21 protein-coding genes are annotated in these 21,075 nt (G+C 73.7%); 7 read left to right on the top strand and 14 right to left on the bottom strand.

The genetic code is table 11. The features are described 5' to 3' along the window. Positions 1 to 234: 234 nt before the first annotated feature. From A4A78_RS08815 to A4A78_RS08800, 4 genes are all read right to left on the bottom strand, one after another. Positions 235 to 1,128, bottom strand: a complete 894-nt coding sequence (locus A4A78_RS08815; protein ID WP_062948415.1) for an endonuclease domain-containing protein — start codon at positions 1,126 to 1,128, stop codon at positions 235 to 237. 106 nt (positions 1,129 to 1,234) lie between these two features. Further along, on the bottom strand, positions 1,235 to 2,542 hold the full coding sequence (locus tag A4A78_RS08810) for an alpha/beta fold hydrolase (RefSeq protein ID WP_062948413.1): 1,308 nt from the start codon (positions 2,540 to 2,542) through the stop codon (positions 1,235 to 1,237). Beyond that, positions 2,532 to 3,431, bottom strand: coding sequence for a substrate-binding domain-containing protein (locus tag A4A78_RS08805; protein ID WP_062948411.1), 900 nt, complete (start codon positions 3,429 to 3,431; stop codon positions 2,532 to 2,534). The genes A4A78_RS08810 and A4A78_RS08805 overlap by 11 nt, the downstream gene beginning before the upstream one ends. 113 nt (positions 3,432 to 3,544) lie before the next feature. Next, the gene (locus A4A78_RS08800) at positions 3,545 to 4,294 is read right to left on the bottom strand and encodes a GAP family protein (RefSeq protein ID WP_062948409.1); all 750 of its coding nucleotides are present in this window, start codon (positions 4,292 to 4,294) and stop codon (positions 3,545 to 3,547) included. Between the two features lie 102 nt (positions 4,295 to 4,396). Between A4A78_RS08800 and A4A78_RS08795 the strand changes: the two genes are divergently transcribed. The 3 genes from A4A78_RS08795 to A4A78_RS08785 all read left to right on the top strand — a co-directional run bounded on the left by A4A78_RS08795 (position 4,397) and on the right by A4A78_RS08785 (position 8,045). After that, entirely contained in the window at positions 4,397 to 5,680 is a 1,284-nt protein-coding gene (locus A4A78_RS08795; protein WP_231881001.1) for a sensor histidine kinase, read from the top strand. Beyond that, positions 5,677 to 6,399: a response regulator transcription factor gene (locus A4A78_RS08790; RefSeq protein ID WP_062948407.1), complete on the top strand. Its 723-nt coding sequence runs from the start codon at positions 5,677 to 5,679 to the stop codon at positions 6,397 to 6,399. Before A4A78_RS08795 ends, A4A78_RS08790 begins: the two co-directional genes overlap by 4 nt. A 161-nt stretch (positions 6,400 to 6,560) precedes the next feature. Then, positions 6,561 to 8,045, top strand: coding sequence for a DHA2 family efflux MFS transporter permease subunit (locus A4A78_RS08785; RefSeq protein ID WP_062948405.1), 1,485 nt, complete (start codon positions 6,561 to 6,563; stop codon positions 8,043 to 8,045). 4 nt (positions 8,046 to 8,049) lie between these two features. On the opposite strand, the gene A4A78_RS08780 is transcribed toward A4A78_RS08785, so the two are convergent. From A4A78_RS08780 to A4A78_RS08750, 7 genes are all read right to left on the bottom strand, one after another. Next, entirely contained in the window at positions 8,050 to 9,090 is a 1,041-nt protein-coding gene (locus tag A4A78_RS08780) for a LacI family DNA-binding transcriptional regulator (RefSeq protein ID WP_062948403.1), read from the bottom strand. A 55-nt stretch (positions 9,091 to 9,145) separates the two neighbouring features. Next, on the bottom strand, positions 9,146 to 10,207 hold the full coding sequence (locus A4A78_RS08775; RefSeq protein WP_062948401.1) for an ArsA family ATPase: 1,062 nt from the start codon (positions 10,205 to 10,207) through the stop codon (positions 9,146 to 9,148). Further along, positions 10,198 to 10,461 (bottom strand): cory-CC-star protein, encoded by a 264-nt coding sequence (locus A4A78_RS08770; RefSeq protein WP_062948399.1) that lies wholly within the window; start codon positions 10,459 to 10,461, stop codon positions 10,198 to 10,200. Before A4A78_RS08770 ends, A4A78_RS08775 begins: the two co-directional genes overlap by 10 nt. Further along, positions 10,458 to 12,161, bottom strand: a complete 1,704-nt coding sequence (locus A4A78_RS08765) for a carbon starvation protein A (protein WP_062948397.1) — start codon at positions 12,159 to 12,161, stop codon at positions 10,458 to 10,460. Before A4A78_RS08765 ends, A4A78_RS08770 begins: the two co-directional genes overlap by 4 nt. A 156-nt stretch (positions 12,162 to 12,317) precedes the next feature. Beyond that, positions 12,318 to 12,806 carry a DUF1990 family protein gene (locus A4A78_RS08760; protein ID WP_062948395.1) on the bottom strand — a complete coding sequence of 163 codons (489 nt, stop codon included), beginning with the start codon at positions 12,804 to 12,806 and terminating at the stop codon, positions 12,318 to 12,320. Then, the gene (locus A4A78_RS08755; RefSeq protein WP_062948393.1) at positions 12,803 to 13,612 is read right to left on the bottom strand and encodes a DUF6226 family protein; all 810 of its coding nucleotides are present in this window, start codon (positions 13,610 to 13,612) and stop codon (positions 12,803 to 12,805) included. Before A4A78_RS08755 ends, A4A78_RS08760 begins: the two co-directional genes overlap by 4 nt. A gap of 42 nt (positions 13,613 to 13,654) precedes the next feature. Then, positions 13,655 to 14,278 carry a DUF5701 family protein gene (locus A4A78_RS08750; RefSeq protein ID WP_231881000.1) on the bottom strand — a complete coding sequence of 208 codons (624 nt, stop codon included), beginning with the start codon at positions 14,276 to 14,278 and terminating at the stop codon, positions 13,655 to 13,657. Positions 14,279 to 14,567: 289 nt separating this feature from the next. Between A4A78_RS08750 and A4A78_RS08745 the strand changes: the two genes are divergently transcribed. Further along, positions 14,568 to 15,323 (top strand): SDR family oxidoreductase, encoded by a 756-nt coding sequence (locus A4A78_RS08745; protein ID WP_062948391.1) that lies wholly within the window; start codon positions 14,568 to 14,570, stop codon positions 15,321 to 15,323. 21 nt (positions 15,324 to 15,344) lie between these two features. Here A4A78_RS08745 and A4A78_RS08740 read toward each other — a convergent pair whose 3' ends face one another. Further along, positions 15,345 to 16,442, bottom strand: coding sequence for a 3-deoxy-7-phosphoheptulonate synthase (locus A4A78_RS08740; protein WP_062948389.1), 1,098 nt, complete (start codon positions 16,440 to 16,442; stop codon positions 15,345 to 15,347). Between the two features lie 309 nt (positions 16,443 to 16,751). On the opposite strand from A4A78_RS08740, the gene A4A78_RS08735 reads away from it, so the two are divergent. Both A4A78_RS08735 and A4A78_RS08730 read left to right on the top strand, forming a co-directional pair. Next, positions 16,752 to 18,695 (top strand): aconitate hydratase, encoded by a 1,944-nt coding sequence (locus tag A4A78_RS08735; protein ID WP_062948387.1) that lies wholly within the window; start codon positions 16,752 to 16,754, stop codon positions 18,693 to 18,695. A gap of 108 nt (positions 18,696 to 18,803) precedes the next feature. Next, complete coding sequence (locus A4A78_RS08730) at positions 18,804 to 19,013, top strand: CsbD family protein (RefSeq protein WP_062948385.1); 210 nt, start codon at positions 18,804 to 18,806, stop codon at positions 19,011 to 19,013. A 99-nt stretch (positions 19,014 to 19,112) separates the two neighbouring features. Here A4A78_RS08730 and A4A78_RS08725 read toward each other — a convergent pair whose 3' ends face one another. After that, positions 19,113 to 19,757, bottom strand: coding sequence for a dihydrofolate reductase family protein (locus A4A78_RS08725; RefSeq protein ID WP_062948383.1), 645 nt, complete (start codon positions 19,755 to 19,757; stop codon positions 19,113 to 19,115). Positions 19,758 to 19,928: 171 nt separating this feature from the next. On the opposite strand from A4A78_RS08725, the gene A4A78_RS08720 reads away from it, so the two are divergent. Next, on the top strand, positions 19,929 to 20,663 hold the full coding sequence (locus tag A4A78_RS08720; RefSeq protein WP_062948381.1) for a helix-turn-helix domain-containing protein: 735 nt from the start codon (positions 19,929 to 19,931) through the stop codon (positions 20,661 to 20,663). On the opposite strand, the gene A4A78_RS08715 is transcribed toward A4A78_RS08720, so the two are convergent. After that, complete coding sequence (locus A4A78_RS08715; protein WP_062948379.1) at positions 20,623 to 21,003, bottom strand: VOC family protein; 381 nt, start codon at positions 21,001 to 21,003, stop codon at positions 20,623 to 20,625. The genes A4A78_RS08720 and A4A78_RS08715 overlap by 41 nt on opposite strands. Positions 21,004 to 21,075: the final 72 nt, after the last annotated feature.

The raw sequence follows: 21,075 nt of genomic DNA, 5'->3' as shown, positions 1-21,075 counted from the left end.
ATCGTGGCGAGGCCGTGCCGGACATTATTAGTGGACGCCCTCTAATACGTCGACCAGATCTTGACCAGTGGTTGTTTTGTATGGATGACGAGAAGTCGCCGCCTGGGGGGATTCCCGGGCGGTGTGCGCGAGATCACAGATGGGGCGTCGGAGGATCGGGCGTGCAGCGGCACGGTGAGGACCTGGCAGGGGTGACGTCTGCAGGAACGGGACTCCAGCGGCACGGTGAGAAGCTCAGCGCCGCGGCGTGCCGTGAGAGTCCCCTTCCTGCAGGCCGGCCCCTCCGATGCGCTGCCCCCGATGCACGCGCCGCCTGATCAGCGTGTCCAGCGCTACCCTGGTCTCCTCCCAGCGGAGCCAGATGTCCTCCCAGGTCAGCCGCAGCACCAGGCTGCCTTCGAGCAGGGTCGCCCGATCCCTCGACCGGTCCGCGTAGTACCGGGACCGCTCTCCGTGGTGGCGCACGCTGTCGCACTCGATGACGAGACGGTCGACGACGAGCAGATCCACCCGCCCTCCCTCGAACACGGCCACCTGCTCCCGCACGCGCACCCCGCGCCGCTCGAGGTACCGACGCACCCGGGTCTCGGACCCGGAGCCCGCGAGCGCGCTGACCCGACCGATCGCACGCCGTCGACGGGCGGGTGCTCCGGCGAGCAGGAGGTCGACCTGCGAGGGGACGAGCAGCCGGCGCTCGAGGGCCGATTCGAGGAGCACCGCCGCGGAGTCGGCATCGAGGCAGGTGAGGGCGTGGGAGAGGGCCACCTCCAGCGACAGCACCGGTTCGTCGTCCGGCCAGCAGCGAAGCGCTGGACGGTGCTTCGAGACCACCCCTGCATGCTCCTCGCTCGTGGGGCGGCGGGAGGTCTCGTGCACGTCGGGGCCGAGGTCCGGCGCCCACAGCCCGAGGATCCGCGCGGCCGAGAGACAGGTCAGGCGATTACCCCGGGAGAGCGCACCGGCCACGTCGTCCGGGGTCTCGGCGACGCCGAACCAGCCGCCGCCGTACGCGCGCAGCGCCCCGTCGGCGACGAGGCGCTGCTGCCGGTGCCGGGAGATGCCGGCCGTGCGCAGGTCGGCGGTGGTCCAAACATGCAGGCGTCGACGGAGCGGGGAGCGCGGATCCATCCCCGGAGCGTGCCCGGATCTCGATCTCGCCGGGGCCGTGGGGCGCGAGATGTGGACTGTGCGGAGTGGGGAGGGACGGTGGACCCCTGCCGATCGGGGGCGGAGGTCAGGCGGCGCGGAGCCCCGTGGCGAGGTCGAGGAGGTGGTCGAGCACGCCCTCGCCGCTCGCGCGCAGGCCGTTGTGCTCGTACTCGCTGGTGACCCAGGTGCGCACACCGGGCAGGAGCGCGGCGGTGGTCATCGAGTGCTCGCGCGGGACGTAGGCGTCGTCGTAGTAGACGGCGGCGGCGCCGGGCACCTCGGCGGCGCGCAGGGCCTGCTCGTCGTAGAGGCGGGGCCACTCGTGCGCGGCGAGGAGGTCGGCGGCCTCGGCCCAGACGGCGAGCTCGGGGTCCTCGGCGAACAGGTCGCGGTGGATGTGCTCGCCGGCCAGGAGCGTCGGGTCCTCCGCGACCGCGGCGGGCATGGTGCGGTCCGCGGCCCAGCGGGTGGCGACCCCGTCGGCCCAGCAGCTCTCGTGGATCACGGCGTACAGCGGGTTCCGGCCGGAGAAGGGCAGGGCCGCGGCGAGGTCGTGGGCGAAGGCCGGCGAGGCGGGGTCGAGGTCCAGCAGGAGGTGGAGGCGCTCGGCGCCCTGGGACGCCCCGAGCAGGTGGCCGAGCCGGCGCAGGGACTCGACGCCGATGCGCCGCCCGCCCGGGGCGCGCAGCCGGCCTGCGGCGGCGGCGTCGGCCAGGCGGCGGAAGCGGTCGCGGTCGCCGGGGAAGCGGGCCCAGTACCGCTCGGAGCGGGCGACCATGCCCTCCCAGGTGGTCCGGTAGACCTGGTCCATGTGAGGGCCGACGGTGGGGAGCCCACCCGTGAACAGGGCCTTCTCGACGCTTCCGGCGGCGGCGGAGAGATAGCGCAGGGTGGTGAACCCGCCGAAGGACTGGCCCAGCAGCGACCAGCGCGGAAGGCCCAGCGCCTCGCGCAGCAGCTCGGCGTCGGCCACGATCGCGTCGGCGCGGAATCGGGCCAGGTAGCGGGCCTGCTGGTCGGGGCTCGCCTCGCGCAGGGTGCGGGCGCCGGGGATCGCGCCCTCGGGCAGCGGGGCGTCGGGGCCGACGGGGGTGGAGCGGCCGGTGCCGCGCTGGTCGAGCATGAGCACGCGGTGCTCGCGCAGGGCGCGCGGCAGCCAGGGCGGGGAGGCGGGGTCCAGGGGCCTCGGCGCCTCGGAGCCGGGCCCGCCCTGGAGGTAGACGAGGACGGGGAGGTCCTCGCCGCCGGGCCGGGTGACGAGGCGGGCGAAGAGCTCGATCCGGGGCCCGGCGGGGTCGGCGTGGTCCAGCGGGACGGGGAGGGTGAGGTCGGCGAGCGCGAGGCCGGGCAGGGTCCAGTCGGTGCGTGCGGGGCGGGCGGTCTCAGCGCTCATCGGGGCTCCTGGGCGTCTCGTCGTCGTGGGTGGTGGTGCCGGGGAAGTACTCCCAGTCGAAGCGGTGCAGGCGGCCGGGGCGGTCCCCGCGCTCGACGGCGCGGTCCACGACCACCCCGGACAGGCGTGCGAAGACGTCGTCGACGCCGTAGTAGCTGATCGGTCCGAGCAGCTCGGCCTCGGCGGGGACGTCGCCGATGGCGATGATCTCGAGCTCCTCGGGCACCTCCACCCCGGCCCGCTCCGCGGCGAGGCGGAGGGCGACGGCCTGGTAGCCGGTGTAGCAGACGACCGCGGAGGGGCGGTCGGGGCCGTTCAGCCAGTCCAGGGCGATCTCGAAGGTGCCGCGGGTGCCCTCGGGGGTCAGGCGCACGCGCTGCTCGGCCGGTCCGTCGTCGTGGACGGCGACGGCGTCGACGAAGGCGGCGGTGCGGGGCACGCTGAGCACGCCGCCGGGCCGGGAGCGCAGATCGGGGGCGAGGAAGTGCACGCGGTCATGGCGGGCGCGGAGGCGGGCGTAGGCGTGGTGCACGGCGGGGACGGGGCTGGAGCTGACCACGTCGAAGCGCTCGGGCTCCATCTGCGCGCTGAAGGCGACGAGGCCGCTGCGGGTGCGGCCTGAGAGGCTGCGCACGCGGCGCGGACCGTCCTGCTCGAGATCGATCGCGGTGAGCAGCGCGGCGTCGGCCTCGGCGCCGAGGAGGTGCTCGTACCAGCGCGGGTCGGTGAGGACCAGGGTGGACAGGCCCGTGCACAGGGCGTCCTGGCGCACCTGGCTGGTGAGCTGGACGCCCCACGGATCACCCAGGCTGCTGAGCGCCAGGACGACGCCTCCGCCCCGGCTCGCGGCGGCCGGGGGCGCGACGCCGTCGTAGTTCGCTGCGACCACCGGGATGCACCTCCGCACCAAACGGGCATTGCGGCCGAAATGACCACGAGGTAGCAGAGTACACGCTGGTCACAGCGATGTCCCGTTCTTCGTCGCAGAGACCCCTCACGATGTCAGGCGATGGCGCCCCCGCTCAGCCAGCCGATCGCAGGACCTGCGGTGTTCAGCAGCAGGATCACCCCGATGATCCCCACGGTCCAGGAGAAGGCGCCGCTCGCGTGGCGGATCGCCCGGTCGTGGACCCGCTCGAGGAATCGGTCGCCGCGCTCCCCCAACAGCACCCGCGCCCCGCACAGCAGGAGGGCCGGCAGGATCATCACCGCGCAGTAGCCGACGAGCACGAGCGCCCCGCGGGGCAGGCCGATGCCCATGTCCGCAATGATCCCGAGCGCCGCGAGATAGGGGATCATCGAGGCCGCCTCGATCAGGCCCGCGCCGAGGGCGAGGGTGATCAGCGCGGAGGGCCGTCCCGAGGCGCGGCGGGCGCGGGCGGTCCATCGCCGCGCGGACGCCTCCGGATCCCCGCCCCGCTTGGCGATCGCCTTCGGGTCGAGGCGGAAGGACCACCACAGCAGGGCCGCCCCGGCGGCGGCGAGCAGCACCATGGTCTGCGGGGCCGCGAGCAGGTGGCCGAGTCGCTCCATGAGCGGGAGCAGGCCGGCGAGCAGCGCCACGCCGAGCAGCAGGTAGAACACCCCGATCACCGCGAGGTACAGCAGCGTGCGCCCGGCGACGCGGCGGGCCCCGCCCTCCCCCACCACGAGCAGGATGAGGGGGATGACGAGGGTGCCCATCGAGGTCGAGTCGACGAGGGCGAGCACCACCAGCCCGAGCGGGCCGGCGAGGGAGGCGAGCTGGTCCATGGATCCATCGTGCGCGGCGGGGAGCGGGCCGGTCCTCCTCCCTTGGGAGGAGACCCGGCGGAGGCCCGGGGCCGGGCGGGCGCGGCCGCGTAGGCTCGCACCATGCCCGCCGACGTCCGCGCCGACGCCTCCGCCGCCCCCGATCCCGCCGCCGTCGGCGCGCCGCGGGTCACGCGGCGCGACCTGCTGACCGCGGGGATCTATGCGGCGCTCGTCGTCGGCCTGGCCCTCTCCGGGGTGTCGAACACGGGCTTCCTCGGCGAGGGCCCGCAGTGGTCCCGCGGGGTCTCGGTCGCGCTGCTGCTGGCGGCCTGCGCGAGCCTGTGCTGGCGACGCAGCCGCCCCCTGGTGCCCTTCGTCGTCGCCGGGCCGCTCGCGACCGCGGAGATCATCGGAGGCGGGCAGATCTCCGCCTACTTCCTGCTGTTCGAGGCGCTGTTCGTCCCGGTCATGCACGGTACTCGGCGCGTGGCGCGCACCTGCACCGCGATCGCGATCGCCGCCGCGGCGGCCGCGATGCTCGCCTCGCTGCTCGGGGGCCTGCCGGGACCGGCGGTGTTCCTCGTGGCGATGATCGCGGGGCTGATGGCGAGCACGCCGCTGCTGTGGGGCTGGGAGGTGCGCCACCACCGGGAGGCGCGCGGCGCCGCCGAGCGGCTGGCGGGCCTCGAGCACGAGCTCGCCGAGAGCCGAGCCGCGCAGGCCGTCGAGGCGGAGCGTCGCTCGATCGCCCACGACCTGCACGACGTCATCGCCGGTCATCTCAGCGCCGTCGCCCTCCACTCCTCCCTCGCCGCCTCGCTCGAGGATCGCGAGGCGAGGGAGGGTTCCCTGGCCGCCTCCCGCTCCTCCGCCCAGGCCGCGCTGCGCGATCTGCGCTCGATGATCGGGGTGCTCGCCGACGAGGGCACCGGCACCCTGCCGAGCGCCACCCTGGACTGGCCCTCCCTCGCCGCACGGCTGCGGGCGCGGGACCCGTCGGCCGAGATCGAGATCGCGCCCGCGCTCACCGATCCCGCCCGGGTGGGGCCCGCGGTGCAGGCCGCGGCGCTGCGGATCGGAGCGGAGGCGGTGACCAATGCGGTGCGGCACGGCCGGACGCCGATCCGGCTCACGGCGGGGATCCAGGAGGGCGCGGTGCGGATCGAGCTGGTCAACGGCCGCGACGGTGAGGAGCCGCTGGGAGCCGGGATGGGTCGTGCGGCCCTCGCGCACCGGGCGCTCGCGGTCGGCGGGACGGCGAGCACGGGCCCGGTCCCGGACGCGGACGGGTCCCCGGGGTGGCGCGTGGAGGCGGTGCTGCCGCTCGACGCATCGGGCGACCCGCCCGCCGAGCCGCCCCTGACCGGCACGACCCTCACCGCCACGGAGGCCTCACCGCGATGACCGATCCGTCCCCCTCCCCTGCGGCGTCCGACCGCCCGTCGTCCTCCCCCGCCGCCCCGATCCGGGTGGTCGTCGCCGAGGACCATCCCGCCGTGCGCTCGGGGCTCGTCGCGCTGCTGCGCTCCGCCCCGGACATCACCGTGGTGGCCGAGGCGGCCGACGGGCCCGCCGCCCTCGAGGCCGCCCGTGCCCACGGCCCCGACGTGGTGCTCACCGACGTGCGGATGCCCGGGGCGACCGGCATCGAGATCACCCCGCGGCTGCGGGAGACCGGGGCGAGCGTGCTGGTGATCTCCGGCTTCGACCTCGACGAGTTCGTGCTCGGCGCGCTCGCGGCGGGGGCCGACGGCTATCTCGTGAAGTCCGAGGACCCGCAGCGGATCCTCGCCGCGGTGCGGGACGTGCACCGCGGCGACGCGGTGCTCTCGGCGGCCGCGACCCGCACCGTGCTCGCGGCGCTGCGGGGCCGGGAGGGCGGCGCCCCCGACGAGGCCCCGCCCGCCTCCCCGGCGCCCACCGCCCCGGAGCCCGCGCTCACCGGGCGGGAGGAGGACGTGCTGGCGCTGGTCGCGCAGGGGCTGACGAACCAGCAGATCGCCCGCGAGCTGTTCGTCGAGATCACGACCGTGAAGTCCCATCTCTCCCATGCGCTGATGAAGCTGGGCTTGGATTCCCGGGTGCAGGCGGCGCTGTGGTGGCAGCAGCACCGGGGCTCCTGATCGTCCCTGCCCAGGCGCCTCCCTGTCCCTGATATCACGGTGACGAGAAGCGGGGTCGCGTGGGACGATCGGTGCGGGCCCGGACCTCGTCCGCCGCCCCTCCGACGGGTGGCCTCCCGGTCCCGGCCCGTCGGACCGCACTCGACGAAAGCGCGCCTGCCATGCACGCCCCCTCCCCCACCCCGACCGGTGAGCTGCCCGCCGTGGACGCCGGCCCCTCGACCTCCGCCCCCGCGCCCGCCGCGACGACCCGGGTCACGCCGATCATCGCCGTGCTCGTGGTCTCCGCCTTCGTCATGATCCTCAACGAGACGCTGCTCTCGGTCGCGCTGCCGGTGCTGATGGAGGACCTGTCGATCACGGCCGTGACCGCGCAGTGGCTCTCCACCGGCTTCATGCTCACCATGGCCGTGGTCATCCCGACCACCGGCTTCCTCATGACGCGCCTGTCGGTGCGCTCGGTGTTCCTCCTGGCGATGGCGCTGTTCCTCGCCGGGACGGCGCTGGCCGTCATCGCGCCGAGCTTCCCCGTGCTGCTCGGGGCGCGCGTGATCCAGGCGGCGGGCACCGCGATGGTGCTGCCGCTGCTGATGACCACCGTCCTCGCGCTCGTCCCGCTGCGCTCCCGCGGCCTGGTGATGGGTCTGGTGGGCGTGGTGATCTCGGCGGCGCCCGCGCTCGGGCCGACGATCTCCGGCGCCATCCTCGCCCGCGGATCCTGGCATTACCTGTTCGTGATGATGCTGCCGATCATCGTGGTCGCGCTGGTGATCGGGCTGTTGTTCATCCGCAACTACACCGAGCCGCGCGCAGTGCGCCTGGACGTGCTCTCCGTGGTGCTCTCCGCGATCGGCTTCGGCGGCGTGATCTACGCCCTCGCCTCGATCAGCGCGATCGTCGACGGGCATGCGCGCCTGGTGCCGCTGCTCGCCGCCGCCGCGGGCCTGCTCTCCCTCGCGGTGTTCGCGGCGCGGCAGGTGCGGATGCGCGCGCGGGGCCGGGAGCCGCTGCTGGACCTGCGCCCGCTGACCGTGCGCACCTACCTGGTCTCCCTGCTGGTGATCCTGCTGTGCTTCGCCACGATGCTCGGCACCGTCGTGGCGCTGCCGCTGTACATGACCGGGGCGCTCGGCATGTCGACCCTCGCGGTGGGGCTGACGATGCTGCCCGGCGCGGCGGCCTCGGGGCTGCTGGGGCCGCTGGTCGGCGCGCTCTACGACCGGGTCGGCCCGCTGCCGCTGGTGCTGCCCGGTGCGGCGCTGATGGCACTGGTGAGCTGGGCGTCGATGCTGCTGCTGGACGGCGACGCCACCCAGGGTCTGGTCATCGCGCTGAACGTGCCGCTCGGGATCGGCATGTCCATGGTGATGACGCCGCTGATGGCGCTGTCCCTCGGCTCGCTGCCGAAGGAGCTGTACGGCCACGGCTCCGCGATCCTCAACACCCTCCAGCAGCTCGCCGGGGCGCTCGGCACCGCGGTGTTCATCGCGCTGCTGACCCTCGGCGCGGCGGTCGCGGCGGAGTCCGGGGCGGGCCCCGAGCTCGCCCAGGCCTCGGGCGCGACCTGGGCCTTCGTCGCCGGCGGCGTGATGTGCTCGATCGCGGCGCTGCTCGCGACGACGCTGCGGCGGCCGCAGGCCCTCTGACCGCTCAGGCGTCGTCGGCCGTGGTGGTGCCGGGGAAGAAGCGCCAGTCGAAGACGTGCTTGGTCCCGGGCCGGTCGGTGCGGTCCACCGCCCGGTCCACCAGGATCCCGGCCAGCCGCGAGAAGACGTCCTCGACGCCGTAGACGCTGATCGGGCCGAAGAACTCCGAGCTGGCGGGGATGTCGCCGATCGCGACGAACTCGAGGTCGTCCGGGACCGACAGGCCCGCCCGCTCGGCCGCGAGCTGCAGCGCCACCGCCTGGTAGCCGGTGAAGCAGACGACACTGCCTGGCCGGTCCGGGCCCGCGAGCCAGTCGAGCGCCGCACGGTAGGTGTCGTGGCTGCCCTCGGGCACGACGCGCACGAGCGCCTCGGCGTCGTCGCCGTGGGCGCGGGCCGCCTCGAGGAAGGCACGGGTGCGCTGATGGGCGAGGACGCCGCCGGGCCGGTCGACCTCCGGGGCGAGCAGGTGCACCCGCTCGTGCCGTGAGCGCAGCCGCGCGTAGGCGCTGCCGATGGCGGGCAGCGGCGAGGAGGAGACCACGTCGAAGCCCTCGGGCTCCATCTGCGCGCTGAAGGCCACCAGCCCCGTCTGGGTCGAGCGGGCCAGGCGCCGCATCTGCTCGGGGCCCTCGGGCACGAAGTCGATGCTGGTGACGAGGGCGGCGTCGGCGGAGGCGCCGAGGAGGTACTCGTACCAGCGCTCGTCGGCGAGGACCAGGGTGGACAGCTCGTGCGCCAGGGCCCGGTCGCGGACCCGGGTGGCGAGCTGCACGCCCCAGGGGTCCTCGAGCGTGCCCAGCGCCAGCACGATCCCGCCGCCGCGGCCGGTGCGCATGGCCTGCGCGTGACGGTTGGGGACGTAGCCGAGCTGCTCCGCGGCGGCGCGCACCTTCGCCTTCGTCTCGGCGGAGCCCGCCGAGCGCAGGCCGCCGCGGCCCGAGAGCACGAAGGACGCGGTCGCGATCGAGACGCCGGCCTCGCGGGCGACGTCCGCGAGGGTCACGGGGCCGCGCGGCGGCCGACCGCCGTCGTCACTGGTCATGCGGCGGTCCTCCTCGGCACGTCTCCTCGCGCCGGCCGGCGCGGGTCCCGCGAGTCTAGCCGCGACGCGGCCCGGGGCCGTCGGCGGTCGCGGGGTCGAGCAGCCCGGCGAAGCGGGCGAGCGCCGCGGGGCCGACGACGTCCTCCTCCCCCAGTGGGACCTCCTGGCACGGCACCTCGGGCAGCGCGGTGCGGAGGGTGGCGAGATGCTCCTCCTCCACCGCGCGGCGGCGGGCGAGGAAGTCGCCGCGGTCCGCGGGCGAGCGCTTGTTCACCACGAGCGCGCCGACGTGGACGCCGGTCCGGGTGAGCTCCTCGTGCAGCTCGATCGTCTCCAGCACCGGCAGCCGCTCGGCGGCCAGCACGATCGCGAAGGAGGTCGCGGAGGGGTCGGTGAGGGTCTCGCGCAGTCCGGCGAGCCGGTCGCGGCGGCGCAGCAGGATCGCACGGATCTCCTCGTCCCGCTCCTCGAGCGGGTCCCGCGGCGCGGTGGAGCCGAGCACGGAGGCGCCGAGGTCGCCCTCCACGCGTCGGCGGGGTCCGCGCCGCTCCAGTCCGCGCCGTGCCGCGCCCAGCCGGGCGGACTTCTCCCGCCGGGCGAGCAGCCCGTCGGTCCAGGCGGTCATCACCTCCGGCAGCGCCATGAGGCGGGCGGTGTGGCCGCTCGGGGCGGTGTCGAGGACGACCAGGTCGAACTCCTCCCGCCCCCGCTCGACCAGCTCGGTCATCCGCTCGAGCACCGCCGCCTCGTGGGTGCCCGGGGAGCGGCGGGAGAGGTCCATGTGCTTGTCGACCTCGCCGTGGAGGGTGCGGGGCATGAGCCGCTTGAGGGTGGTGGCGACGTCGCGCAGGTGCTGGTCGGTGGTCGCGTCGGGGTCGATCTCGATGCCGTGCAGGGAGCCCCCGTCAGCCCCGTCGGCCAGCGGCGTGACCCGGTCGCCGATGCGCCGCTCCCACAGATGGCCGAGGTTGTGGGCGGGGTCGGTCGAGATGACGAGGACGCGCCTGCCGGACCGGGCGGCGTCGAGGGCGACCGCCGAGGCGAGGGTCGTCTTGCCGACCCCGCCCTTCCCGCCGAGGAAGAGCACGCGGCGGGACTGCGCGAGGCTCAGCAGCATCGGTACTCCTCCAGGGGCGAGCGCTCCATCCCCATCCTGCGGTGCCAGTCGTGGAAGCCGTCGTAGAGGACCGGGAGCAGCTCGGCCGTGTAGTAGGAGGCGGGGTTGGGGACGCCGAGCATCTCGCTCATCACGAGCATGCGGAACAGGTCGTCCTCGTCCCGCTGCGCGCGGGCGAAGGTGCGCCGGTAGGGGCCGACGTAGAACTCGTGCAGCCCCTCGGCCAGGGCGCGCAGGCGGGACGAGACCGTCATCGGGCCGAGGAGTCCTCGAGCGGCTCCTCGTCGGCGCCCTCGACCTCGGGCGGCTCCGTCCGCGCGCGGGTCAGCGCGATCGCCGACTCGACGATCACCCACACCGCGGCCACGAGGATGATGACGTCGAGCACCAGCAGCAGCCAGCTGCCCTCGGCCGCGTACTGCCCCACCTGCACCAGCAGCGCGAACACGCTCACGAAGAGCACGAACAGCAGCGGCAGCAGGACCGGCAGCACCGGGCGGCGCTTGCGGGTGAGCATCACGGCGAGGATCGCGAGGGTCAGCGCCGCGAGGATCTGGTTGGTGGTGCCGAACAGCGGCCAGATCACCATGCCGCCGGTTCCTCCGGAACCGGCGCCGAAGGCGAGGGCCAGGCACACCACGAGCACGATCGCGGTCGCGACCAAGGTGCCGAGCCGCAGGCCCAGGATCTGCCCGATCTCCTGGACCACGAAGCGCTGCAGGCGCACCCCGGTGTCCATGGTGGTGGCGGCGAAGAGCACCGCCATGGTGGCGAGGATCGTGGCGGACAGGGAGGTCGGGATGCCGAGGCCCGCGTTCAGGATGGAGCCGCCGCCGGCGACGAACGCCTCGACGCCGCCCTCGTTGAACGCGGAGTAGACCGCCTCCCAGTCCGCGAGGGTGCGGAAGCCGGCGGTGGTCGCGATGATCGCGCCGAGCGCCAGCAAGCCCTCGCCCACCGCGCCGAAGTAGCCCACGAACCGCGCGTCGGTCTCCTTGTCCAGCTGCTTGGAGGAGGTGCCGGAGGAGACGATGCCGTGGAATCCGGAGATCGCGCCGCAGGCGACGGTGACGAACAGCAGCGGCATCATGCCCGGGGTCCCCTCGGGCACGGCCCGGTTGACCATGGGGGCGACGACCTCCGGGCGGAAGATCAGCACCGCGCCGTACAGCAGGGCAAGGCCGACGAACAGCTGCAGGCCGTTGATGTAGTCGCGCGGCTGCAGCAGCACCCACACCGGCAGCATCGAGGCGATGCCCGCGTAGACGAACAGCACCAGGATCCAGAACGGCTCCGCGCCGATGCCGAGGAAGCCCTCCGGCAGCACGACGGGGAACCGGTCGCCGAGCAGGATCAGGCTGTACAGGGCGACCACCCCCACCACCGACACGATCGGCAGGCTCCACTTCAGGCGGTAGATCGCCTGCCCCACCAGCACCGCGACCACGAGCGCGCCCCAGGTGGGGAGCACGGCCGACGGGGTGGAGACCAGCAGCCCGGAGATCACCACGGCGAAGACGGTGTTCACCATGAGCAGCAGCAGGAAGATCACCACGAGGAACAGCCGGCTGCCGCGGCGGCCGATGTATTTCGCGGCGAGGGTGCCGATGGACTGGCCGCGGTTGCGGGTCGAGGCCCACAGCGCGCCGAGGTCGTGCATGCCCGCGAAGAACACGGTGCCGAGGGTGACCCAGAGGAAGGCCGGGCCCCAGCCCCAGATCACGGCGACGGCGGGGCCGACGATCGGCGAGGCGCCGGCGACGGAGGTGAAATGGTGGCCCCACAGCACGAACTTGTTGGTGGGGACGTAGTCGACCCCGTCCTGCAGCTCATGGGCGGGGGTGCGGAAGCCGGCGTCGAGCCGGTACACCTTCTTGGAGAGGTAGCGCGAGTACAGCAGGTAGCCGGCGATCATCATGCCGACTCCCACGATGGCGAGGACCAGGGAGTTCACGAGGAGTCGTCCTTCGGGGCGGGTGCGGGGAAGCGCGTCCGCCGTGGTGCGGGGACGAGCGACCTCCCTCGGCCTCCGGCTCCTCCGCGTCCTCGTCGAGCGCGTGGGTCCACCTTAGAGCAGGCCACCGGCCGACGGGTGGAGCTCGGGCCGCGATCAGGTCAGCGCGCGCAGGTACCGCTCCGTGACGCGGGACTGGACCAGCCGGGCCACGGGCGCGCCGAGACGCGCGTACCAGGTCGCCGGTCGGGAGACCGCGTCGAGGTGGAGCCGCACCAGGCCCGTCGGGGTGCGGGTCAGCAGGAACTGCTCGATGCCGGCCTCGGGATGGCCGGGGAGGGTGCCATAGGCGAATCCGGCGCAGTCCAGCTCGTCGATCACCCGCAGGACGCGGCAGGGGGCAGTGAGGTGCAGCGGTCCCAGGCCGATCCGGAGGTGCACCTCGGCGCCCTCGCGCAGCGGGGTGTGCGACGCGGCGACCTCCAGCCCGGCGCGTCGGTGCAGGTCCCCGGTCAGGAGCGTCTCGCGGGCCCGCTCGAACTCCGCACCGGGCAGCACGGTGCTGCGGTGCAGGCGGTGGAGACCGGGCGGCGGGAGCTCGAGGGCGTCGAGGGGGACGGTGACCTCCGCTCCTCCTGCGCTCATGCGCGGTCCTCCGGCTCGAGCATCGGATCCATCGGTCGCGGCGTCCAGCCCTCGACCCAGGGGCCGGCGATGAGGTGGGCGGACACGGCGGGCTGATCGGCGCTCCAGCCCGACGACGCGTGGAAGGAAGTGCGCTCCCGCCGGCCGTGCGGGGAGATCTCGACCTCGAAGGAGCCGTCGACTATCGAGAGGACCGCCTCGTCCAGCTGCTCGAGCAGGTCGCGGGAGCCGGAGTCGCAGGCGTCGCAGCCGCAGCCCGGGATCGTCTCGACCGGGAGCGGCGGGTCGCCGAGACCGACGACGAGCCCGGGCAGCAGTGCGTCGGCCGAGGCCAGATCACGGTCGCCGTCCTGCCCGTCGGGGGCGGTGCGGGCCAGCAGCAGGGGCTGCGCGCCCGGTCGGTGCGGGCGCAGAACCGTCGCACGGTGAGTGGTGACCAGCGGGTCGGTCAGCCAGGACAGGGCAGCGCTGTCCGCGATCTCCTCGCGCTCGGCCCAGCCCTTCGCGACGAGCACCTGGGCCCAGGCCTCGGCGCGCGCGGCGAGGATCCTGTGCTTGCCGGGGTCGAGGCAGCGGCTGTACTCCTCCTCGCGCACGGGGAGGTCCTGCCCGTCGGGCCCGAGATGCGGGTCTGGCCAGGGCGGGGTGTCCGCGCCCGTCACCTCGAAGGCGCGCTCCACGTCGGCGAGCAGGTCGAGCAGCTGCGGTGAGAAGGGCGGGCCGGCATCGACCTCGCCCTCCTCGGCGCACTCCTGCAGGAAGGCGTGATGCTCCTGCCACCAGGTGGGTGTCTCGTCGTCGGTCATGAGGCGGAGGCTATCCGCGGCACCGGGCGGAGTCCACGTCTTTCAGCCGGCCGTGCGTCCGCCCGCCGAGGCGATGCCGAGCCAGGTGTGGCGGTTGTTCCACCAGCACCAGCCGAGCTTCGGCGCGTCCTTCCGCTCCTTCCCGTCGCGGCCCGTGCCGCCCGAGATCCACAGCGCGGGGGTGCGCGAGTCGAGCCGGCCGCTCGCCGTGCGGGTCCGGGAGCCGATCGTCATGAAGCAGTGGTTCCGCTCGAGGACCTCGGGGACCTGCAGCACCCACAGCAGCCCCTCGGTGAGCAGCAGCGGGCTCCGGCCGGCGGCGGTGATGGCCTCGAGCGCCTCGGCCGGGGAGGCGTTCTCGAACTCGTCACCGCGGTCCGGGGCCTGGACGAGATAGAGCGGTGCGTCGGGCAGGTCGACGCCGGTCGGGGCGAAGGCGTCGACGTCGGTCATGTCCTCGACGACGAAGCCCGGCTTCTCGCCGCGTCGCATGAGCGGGGCGAGGGACGAGGGCGGGGCGAGGGCGGGGTCGATCGCGAGGAGCGCGTCGGTGCGATCGGCGCCGGCGCGGGCGGCGAACTCGCGCAGCGCGTCCGCCGAGAGACCCGCACGGGTGTGGAGGTCCAGGTCGATCAGGTGCTCGGCCTGGGCGGAGAGGGTGGGCAACGCTGTGGAGGCGGTGATGGGAGCTCCTCGGGGGGCGCGGCGGGCGGGGTGAGACGGACCGGGAGCAACGCGGGCGTTGACGGGAATGTTCCCCGCCGCGATGCTGCCGGGCAGTGGTCGGCGCGAGGCGGTGCACACTTCTGCGCTCCCTGCGTGACCTCAGCGCCTCTGGCGGTCTGAGGTCACGCACAGGACGCCGAAGTGTGCGCGCGGGGGTTCGGTCCCCTCGACGAGCGGGGCCGGGTGGGGAAGAGTGGGCGGCAGCGCCGGGACCGAGGAGAGGGTCAGGATGAGGATCGCGATCGCCGGGGGCACCGGCATGGTCGGACGACGCATCACCGAGGCCGCCCGCGAGCGCGGCCATGACACGGCGGTGCTGAGCCGCCGCGAGGGCGTCGACGTGCTCACCGGGCAGGGGCTGGACGCCGCGCTCGAGGGGGCCGACGTCGTCATCGACGCCCTGAACATCAGCACCCAGAACGCCCGGAAGGCGACCGAGTTCTTCACCGCCACCAGCAGGAACCTGCTCGGGGCGGAGGAGCGCGCAGGCACCCGGCACCACATCGTGCTCTCGATCGTGGGACTGGAGGCGGCCGATGCCGCCTACTACGCGGGCAAGCTCGCCCAGGAGCGTCTGGTCGAGGCCTCCGCGCTGCCGCACACCATCGCCCGCGCCGCCCAGTTCCACGAGTTCGCCGGCCAGATCATCGCGCAGACCACCCTCGGCTCTCTCACCCTCGCCCCGCGGATGCTCTCCCGTCCGGTCGCCGCCCACGAGGTCGGGCACCACCTGGTGGATCTCGCGGAGGACGGCCCCTCCCGGCGCGCCCCGGACCTGATCGGGCCCGAGGAGACCACCCTCGCCGCGATGATCCGCCGCCAGTACGCGCACGACGGGATCTCCCGGCGCGTGCTCGAGCTGCGCCTGCCCGGCACCTACAGGCGGGGACTGGCCTCCGGGTCGCTGCGCGGCGACCCCGCGACCGCGAGGATCGGCGAGATGACCTTCGAACAGTGGCTGGGTTCGGAGGACCGCCGCGGCTGACGGGCCGGGAGACCGAGTCGCTCAGCCCCGTCGGCGGCGCGCCCCGGCGGCGAGCTCGCGCAGCGCCTCCTCGGTCGCGTCCCAGCCCATGCAGGCATCGGTCACCGAGCGGCCGCGGACGAGCCCGACGGGGCCGACCTCGGGATCGAGCTTCTGCGCACCGCCGAGCAGGTTGCTCTCGAGCATGATCCCGGCGATCGCGGCGCCGCCTGTCGCGACCTGCTCGGCCAGCAGCCCCGCGACCTCCCGCTGGCGCACGTGGTCCTTGCCGCTGTTGGCATGGGAGGCGTCGATGATCAGGCGCTGCGGCAGTCCGGCCGCCTCCAGCCGCCCCGCGGCCTCCGCGACCTGGGCGGGGGCGAAGTTCGGCCCGCCCGACCCGCCGCGCAGGATGAGGGAGAGGTCGGGGTTGCCGGTGGTGGCGACCAGCGCGGCCCTCCCGTCGGCCCCGATCCCGAGGAAGGACTGCGGGGCGGAGGCCGCACTGAGTGCGTCGAGCGCGACCTGGATCCCGCCGTCGGTGCCGTTCTTGAACCCGATCGGCATGGACAGTCCCGAGGCGAGCTGGCGGTGGATCTGCGACTCGGTGGTGCGCGCCCCGATCGCTCCCCAGCTGATGAGGTCGGCGATGTACTGGGGGCTGATCGGCTCGAGGAACTCGGTGGCGGCGGGAAGGCCGAGCGCGGTGACCTCGCGGAGGAAGCCGCGGGCGGTGCGCAGGCCCGCGGCGATGTCGTGGGAGCCGTCCAGGTGCGGGTCGTTGATCAGGCCCTTCCAGCCGACGGTGGTGCGCGGCTTCTCGAAGTAGGTGCGCATCACCAGCAGCAGGTCGTCCTGCACCTCGGCGCGCAGGTCCGCGAGACGTCGGGCGTAGTCGAGCCCCGCCTCCGGGTCATGGATCGAGCAGGGGCCGACGACGACCAGCAGCCGGTCGTCGGCGCCGGTGAGCACGTCGCGGATCTGATCCCGGTGCGCGGCGACCTGGGCGGCGGAGACGCCGGTCAGCGGCATCTCGGCGCGGAGCTCTGCGGGGGTGGGCAGCGCGGTGAAGCCCGCGATGTGGCGGTCGGGGGCGACGTCGGTGTCGGCCTGGACGGGGGTGGTGGCGAGAAGGGTCATGGGTCCTGTCCTCCGGGTGGGGGCGGACCCGCTGCCGCAGAGCCCGCCGGGAATGGCGAAGGGCAGAGCGGATGCTCTGCCCTTGTCGGCTCTGGAGAGGGTCGGTGGCGCTATACGGCGGCCGGCCCCTCCGGAGCCGACTTCGCATAGAACTGCCAGCGCTTCTGCATGGGAGGGACCCTACACGTCTCCGGCGCCCGCGCCATCCCGGGCGTCGAGGAGCGGACAACAGCGCGGGTCCCGCGTACGGTGGGGGCAGGTCCGCCGACGGGCCTCGCCGGCGGTCCGACCCGTGAGGAGGACGGATCCATGCCGCGCAACGTCGCCCAGAAGCTGATCGCCGACCATCTCGTCGAGGGCAGCGCCGATCCCGGCCAGGAGATCGGGCTGCGGGTGGACCAGACCCTCACCCAGGACGCGACCGGCACCATGGTGATGCTCGAGCTCGAGGCGATGGGCCTGGACCGGATCCGCACCGAGCTGTCCGTGCAGTACGTGGACCACAACCTGCTGCAGACGGACTGGAAGAACCCCGACGACCACCTCTTCCTGGCCTCGGCCGCGCAGCGCTTCGGGCTGTGGTTCTCCCAGGCCGGCAACGGCGTCTCCCATCCCGTGCACCAGGCGCATTTCGGCCGCCCCGGGGCGGTCCTGATCGGCTCGGACTCGCACACCTGCGCGGCCGGGGCGCTGGGGATGCTCGCGATCGGCGTGGGCGGGCTGGAGATCGCGATGGCGATGGCCGGCCAGCCGCTGTACGTCACCATGCCGGAGATCTGGGGCGTGGAGCTGACCGGTGAGCTGCCCGCCTGGGTCAGCGCCAAGGACGTGGTGCTGGAGATGCTGCGCCGCCACGGCGTGAAGGGAGGCGTGGGTCGCATCATCGAGTACCACGGCGAGGGGCTCGCGCAGCTGACCGCGATGGACCGCCACGTCATCGCGAACATGGGCGCGGAGCTCGGCGCGACCGCGACCGTGTTCCCGGCCGACGACGCGGCCCGCGACTATCTGGACTCCGTCGGCCGCGGCGGCGAGTTCACGCGGATCGAGGCCGACGAGGGCGCGGGCTACGACCGCACCGAGCACATCGACCTCACCGCCCTCGAGCCGCTGATCGCCCGGCCCTCCTCCCCCGGGAACGTCGTGCCCGTCGCGTCCGCGGCCGGGGAGGAGGTCTCGCAGGTCGTCGTCGGTTCCTCGGCGAACCCGGGGCTGCGGGACTTCGCCGTGGTGGCCGAGATCCTCGAGGGGCGGCAGACCGCACCCGGGGTGTCCCTCGACATCAACCCCACCTCCCGCGAGGTGCTCGCGGACCTGATCACCGGCGGCTGGCTCACCTCGCTGGTCACCGCCGGGGCACGGATCCACCAGTCCGGCTGCATGGGCTGCATCGGGATGGGGCAGGCCCCGGCGACCGGCCGCAACTCCCTGCGCACCATGCCGCGGAACTTCCCCGGCCGCTCCGGCACCGAGGAGGACTCCGTGTGGCTGTGCTCTCCGGAGACCGCGGCCGCCGCGGCGCTGACCGGCGTGATCACCGATCCGCGCACTCTCGAGGACAGCCACGGCGTGGCATATCCGCGCCCGACGATGCCGGAGCGCTTCGCGCGGATCGACGACATGCTGCAGGCGCCGCTGCCGCCCGAGGAGGCCGCGCAGGTCGAGCTCGTCAAGGGCCCTAACATCTCCACACTGCCGGAGTTCACGCCGATCGAGGACGATCTGCGGGTGCCGGCGCTGCTGGTGATGGGCGATGACGTCTCGACCGACGAGATCATGCCGGCCGGCTCCCGGGTGCTGCCCTTCCGCAGCAACATCCCGAGGATCGCCGAGTTCTCCTTCACCCGGATCGACGAGACCTATCCGCAGCGGGCGAAGGAGGCGGAGGCAGGGCACGTGGTGATCGCCGGGGAGAACTACGGACAGGGCTCCTCCCGCGAGCACGCCGTGATCGCGCCCCGCCACCTGGGGCTTCGCGCGGTGATCGCGACGTCCTTCGCCCGCATCCACTGGCAGAACCTCGCGAACTTCGGGATCCTCGCCCTCGAGTTCGACGAGCCCGCCGACCACGACGGGATCGAGGTCGGTGCCGAGGTGGTGCTCGAGCGGATCCATGCGGCGCTGCGGGCCGGGAGCTCGCTCACCGCACGGATCGGCGGGAAGGACGTGGGGCTGCACCACCGGCTCTCGCCGCGGCAGGTGGACATGGTGCTCGCCGGAGGACGGATCCCGCTGACCGCGCAGGAGATGTGAGGCCGGGCCGGGCCGATCGACCGGAGGGTCGGACGGCCTGCAGTGTCGGCGCGTAGTCTCGAGGCATCGCACGGGAGCCGTGCGTCCACTCGACCGAGGAGGTCTGCCATGAGCACCGACGAGAAGTTCGAGAACAGCAAGGACAAGCTGGGCGGCCAGGCCAAGGAAGGCCTCGGCAAGCTGACCGGCGACAAGGAGACCGAGACCGAGGGCCAGGCCCAGCAGGGCAAGGCCGACGTCAAGGACAAGCTCCAGGACGCCCGCGACACCGTCAAGGGCGCGGTCGACGGCCTGCGCGGCAAGGACTCGCAGGACTGATCGTCCCGGGCCGAGGCCCGAGCCACGACCGTCGACGAGGGCGGCCCCATCGGGTGGGGCCGCCCTCGTCGTGCGCTCCGGCATCTCCGCCGCGGGCGCTCACTCCAGCCGCGTGACCTCCTGCCCGTCCTCGACCGCGTACTCGCCGGTCCGGAACGGCTCGGGGGCGAGCACGAGATGGACGGCGCCGCTCGCGGTGGTGCGGGTGCTGCGCACCGCGAAGCCGCGCGGCGGCGACCCGTCGGCGAAGAGGCGCTTGCCGCCGCCGACCACCACCGGGAAGACGATCAGGTGGTACTCGTCGATCATCCCGGCCTCGTGGAGGGCGGAGGCGAGCTGCGCGCTGCCGCTGACCTTCAGCTCCCCCTCCCCCTCCGCCTTCAGCCGGGCGATCGCGGGCAGCGGGTCGGCGCTGTCGATCACGGTGGTCTCGCCCCAGCCCGGCTCGTAGCCGGCATGGGCGACCACATAGCGCCGGGAGTGGTTGATGGCCCGTGCCACGGGGTCGCTGTCGTCGACCTGCGGCCAGAAGGCGCGGAACATCTCGAAGGTGGTCCGGCCCAGCAGTGCCGTGTGCGGGGTCTCGAGCCACGAGGTGACGATCTCTCCGAAGTCGGCGTCGGCGGTGTACGGCACCTGCCAGCCGCCGGCGGTGAACCCGCCCGAGGGGTCCTCATCGGCGGCGCCCGGCGCCTGCATCACCCCGTCGAGGGTGAGGAAGGTGTTCACGGTCAGAATCATCATCGGTCCTCTCCGAAGGGGGTGGTCGAGGTCGAGTCTCGGCTGACGGGGACGGTCCGGTCTTGGACGGGAGCGACACCCGCCGCGTCGGGGCCCGCAATAACGCCTCGACCCCGGGCGGCCGCGCGGCGACAATGAGCCGATGCGACACCGCCGCCCGGACACCGGTGCGCGATGATCCGGATCGAGCACCGGCCCTCGGTCTCGCCGTTCGTCGCGCAGGTGTGGCGCGCCCACGCCGCCGGGGTGGAGACGATGACCTCGGTCGCGAACTCGACGTGGGAGCTGGTGGTCTGGACCGAGGGCGAGCAGCTGCTGACCTCCGTGCGGGGCCCGGAGACCTGCGCGAGCACCGCCCCGGTCTCGCACGACTCCTCCTCGCTCGGGATCCTCTTCGCGCACGGCGTGCACATGCCGCACCTGCCCGTGACCGGGCTGGTCGATGCGGAGACCCCGCCGCGGCCCGTGCAGGACGGCGCGTTCCGGCTGCGCGAGGGCTCGTACCCGCTGCCGACCTACGGTGCCGCGGAGCAGCTCGTGGAGCAGCTCGTCGCCGACGGGGTCCTCGTGCGTGACTCCCTGGTCGCCGACGTCCTCGACGGGCTGGCGCCGACGGTCTCTCCCCGCACCGTGCAGCGCCGGGTCCACGCGACCACCGGGCTCACCCTCGGCACGATCCGGCAGATCGCCCGGGCCCGCGAGGCGGCGCTGAGGCTCGGCGACGGGGTCCCGATCCTCGAGGTGGTGCATGAGCTGGGCTTCTACGACCAGTCCCATCTCTCGCGAGCGCTCGGCCGGTTCATCGGCCGGACCGCGACCGAGCTCGCACAGGGACGCCATGCCCGGCCGCTCTCGCTGCTGTACAGCCCTAGGGCCGTGGCCCCGGACCCGTCGGGACGCAGACCATGAGCAGATTCCCGTCGAGGTCGCGGAAATGGAGCAGCTCGACGCTGCCGATGTCCAAGGGCCCCCTGACGACGTCGATCCCCAATCGTTCGAGGTGTGCGAGCACCGAGCCCATGTCGTCGGCCCACCAGAAGAAGCGCGGCGGACCATCGGCCGTGAAGGGCGCGTTCGCATCGAGGCTCAGCCCCGGCCCCGACTGCATGGGGATGTCCACGATGGTGGCGTCATGGGTCGGTGCGGCGACCTCCGTGCCCAGCAGCTCCGCGTACCACGGTGCGGCGACGTGGACGTCGCGCACGGGAATGAAGACCTGGCCGATCTCTAGTCGGAAGGGGGTTTCCATCGCCTCATGGTAGGTCGCCCTCCCTGCGCGGCGGATCGCGGCTCGGCCCAGGAGACCGACAGGTGACAGGTG

Origin of the sequence: Brachybacterium sp. sponge, from assembly GCF_001613775.1 — a bacterium.
GTDB classification, from domain to species: Bacteria; Actinomycetota; Actinomycetes; order Actinomycetales; family Dermabacteraceae; genus Brachybacterium; species Brachybacterium conglomeratum.
This window is presented reverse-complemented; position numbering and strand designations above follow the sequence as displayed.

Bases quoted from the DNA above. Each gene is read 5' to 3' on its own strand.
- A4A78_RS08815 (WP_062948415.1), bottom strand. From the start codon at position 1,128: ATGGATCCGCGCTCCCCGCTCCGTCGACGCCTGCATGTTTGGACCACC.
- A4A78_RS08810 (WP_062948413.1), bottom strand. From the start codon at position 2,542: ATGAGCGCTGAGACCGCCCGCCCCGCACGCACCGACTGGACCCTGCCC.
- A4A78_RS08800 (WP_062948409.1), bottom strand. From the start codon at position 4,294: ATGGACCAGCTCGCCTCCCTCGCCGGCCCGCTCGGGCTGGTGGTGCTC.
- A4A78_RS08795 (WP_231881001.1), top strand. From the start codon at position 4,397: ATGCCCGCCGACGTCCGCGCCGACGCCTCCGCCGCCCCCGATCCCGCC.
- A4A78_RS08790 (WP_062948407.1), top strand. From the start codon at position 5,677: ATGACCGATCCGTCCCCCTCCCCTGCGGCGTCCGACCGCCCGTCGTCC.
- A4A78_RS08785 (WP_062948405.1), top strand. From the start codon at position 6,561: ATGCACGCCCCCTCCCCCACCCCGACCGGTGAGCTGCCCGCCGTGGAC.
- A4A78_RS08780 (WP_062948403.1), bottom strand. From the start codon at position 9,090: ATGACCAGTGACGACGGCGGTCGGCCGCCGCGCGGCCCCGTGACCCTC.
- A4A78_RS08775 (WP_062948401.1), bottom strand. From the start codon at position 10,207: ATGCTGCTGAGCCTCGCGCAGTCCCGCCGCGTGCTCTTCCTCGGCGGG.
- A4A78_RS08770 (WP_062948399.1), bottom strand. From the start codon at position 10,461: ATGACGGTCTCGTCCCGCCTGCGCGCCCTGGCCGAGGGGCTGCACGAG.
- A4A78_RS08760 (WP_062948395.1), bottom strand. From the start codon at position 12,806: ATGAGCGCAGGAGGAGCGGAGGTCACCGTCCCCCTCGACGCCCTCGAG.
- A4A78_RS08755 (WP_062948393.1), bottom strand. From the start codon at position 13,612: ATGACCGACGACGAGACACCCACCTGGTGGCAGGAGCATCACGCCTTC.
- A4A78_RS08745 (WP_062948391.1), top strand. From the start codon at position 14,568: ATGAGGATCGCGATCGCCGGGGGCACCGGCATGGTCGGACGACGCATC.
- A4A78_RS08740 (WP_062948389.1), bottom strand. From the start codon at position 16,442: ATGACCCTTCTCGCCACCACCCCCGTCCAGGCCGACACCGACGTCGCC.
- A4A78_RS08735 (WP_062948387.1), top strand. From the start codon at position 16,752: ATGCCGCGCAACGTCGCCCAGAAGCTGATCGCCGACCATCTCGTCGAG.
- A4A78_RS08730 (WP_062948385.1), top strand. From the start codon at position 18,804: ATGAGCACCGACGAGAAGTTCGAGAACAGCAAGGACAAGCTGGGCGGC.
- A4A78_RS08725 (WP_062948383.1), bottom strand. From the start codon at position 19,757: ATGATGATTCTGACCGTGAACACCTTCCTCACCCTCGACGGGGTGATG.
- A4A78_RS08720 (WP_062948381.1), top strand. From the start codon at position 19,929: ATGATCCGGATCGAGCACCGGCCCTCGGTCTCGCCGTTCGTCGCGCAG.
- A4A78_RS08715 (WP_062948379.1), bottom strand. From the start codon at position 21,003: ATGGAAACCCCCTTCCGACTAGAGATCGGCCAGGTCTTCATTCCCGTG.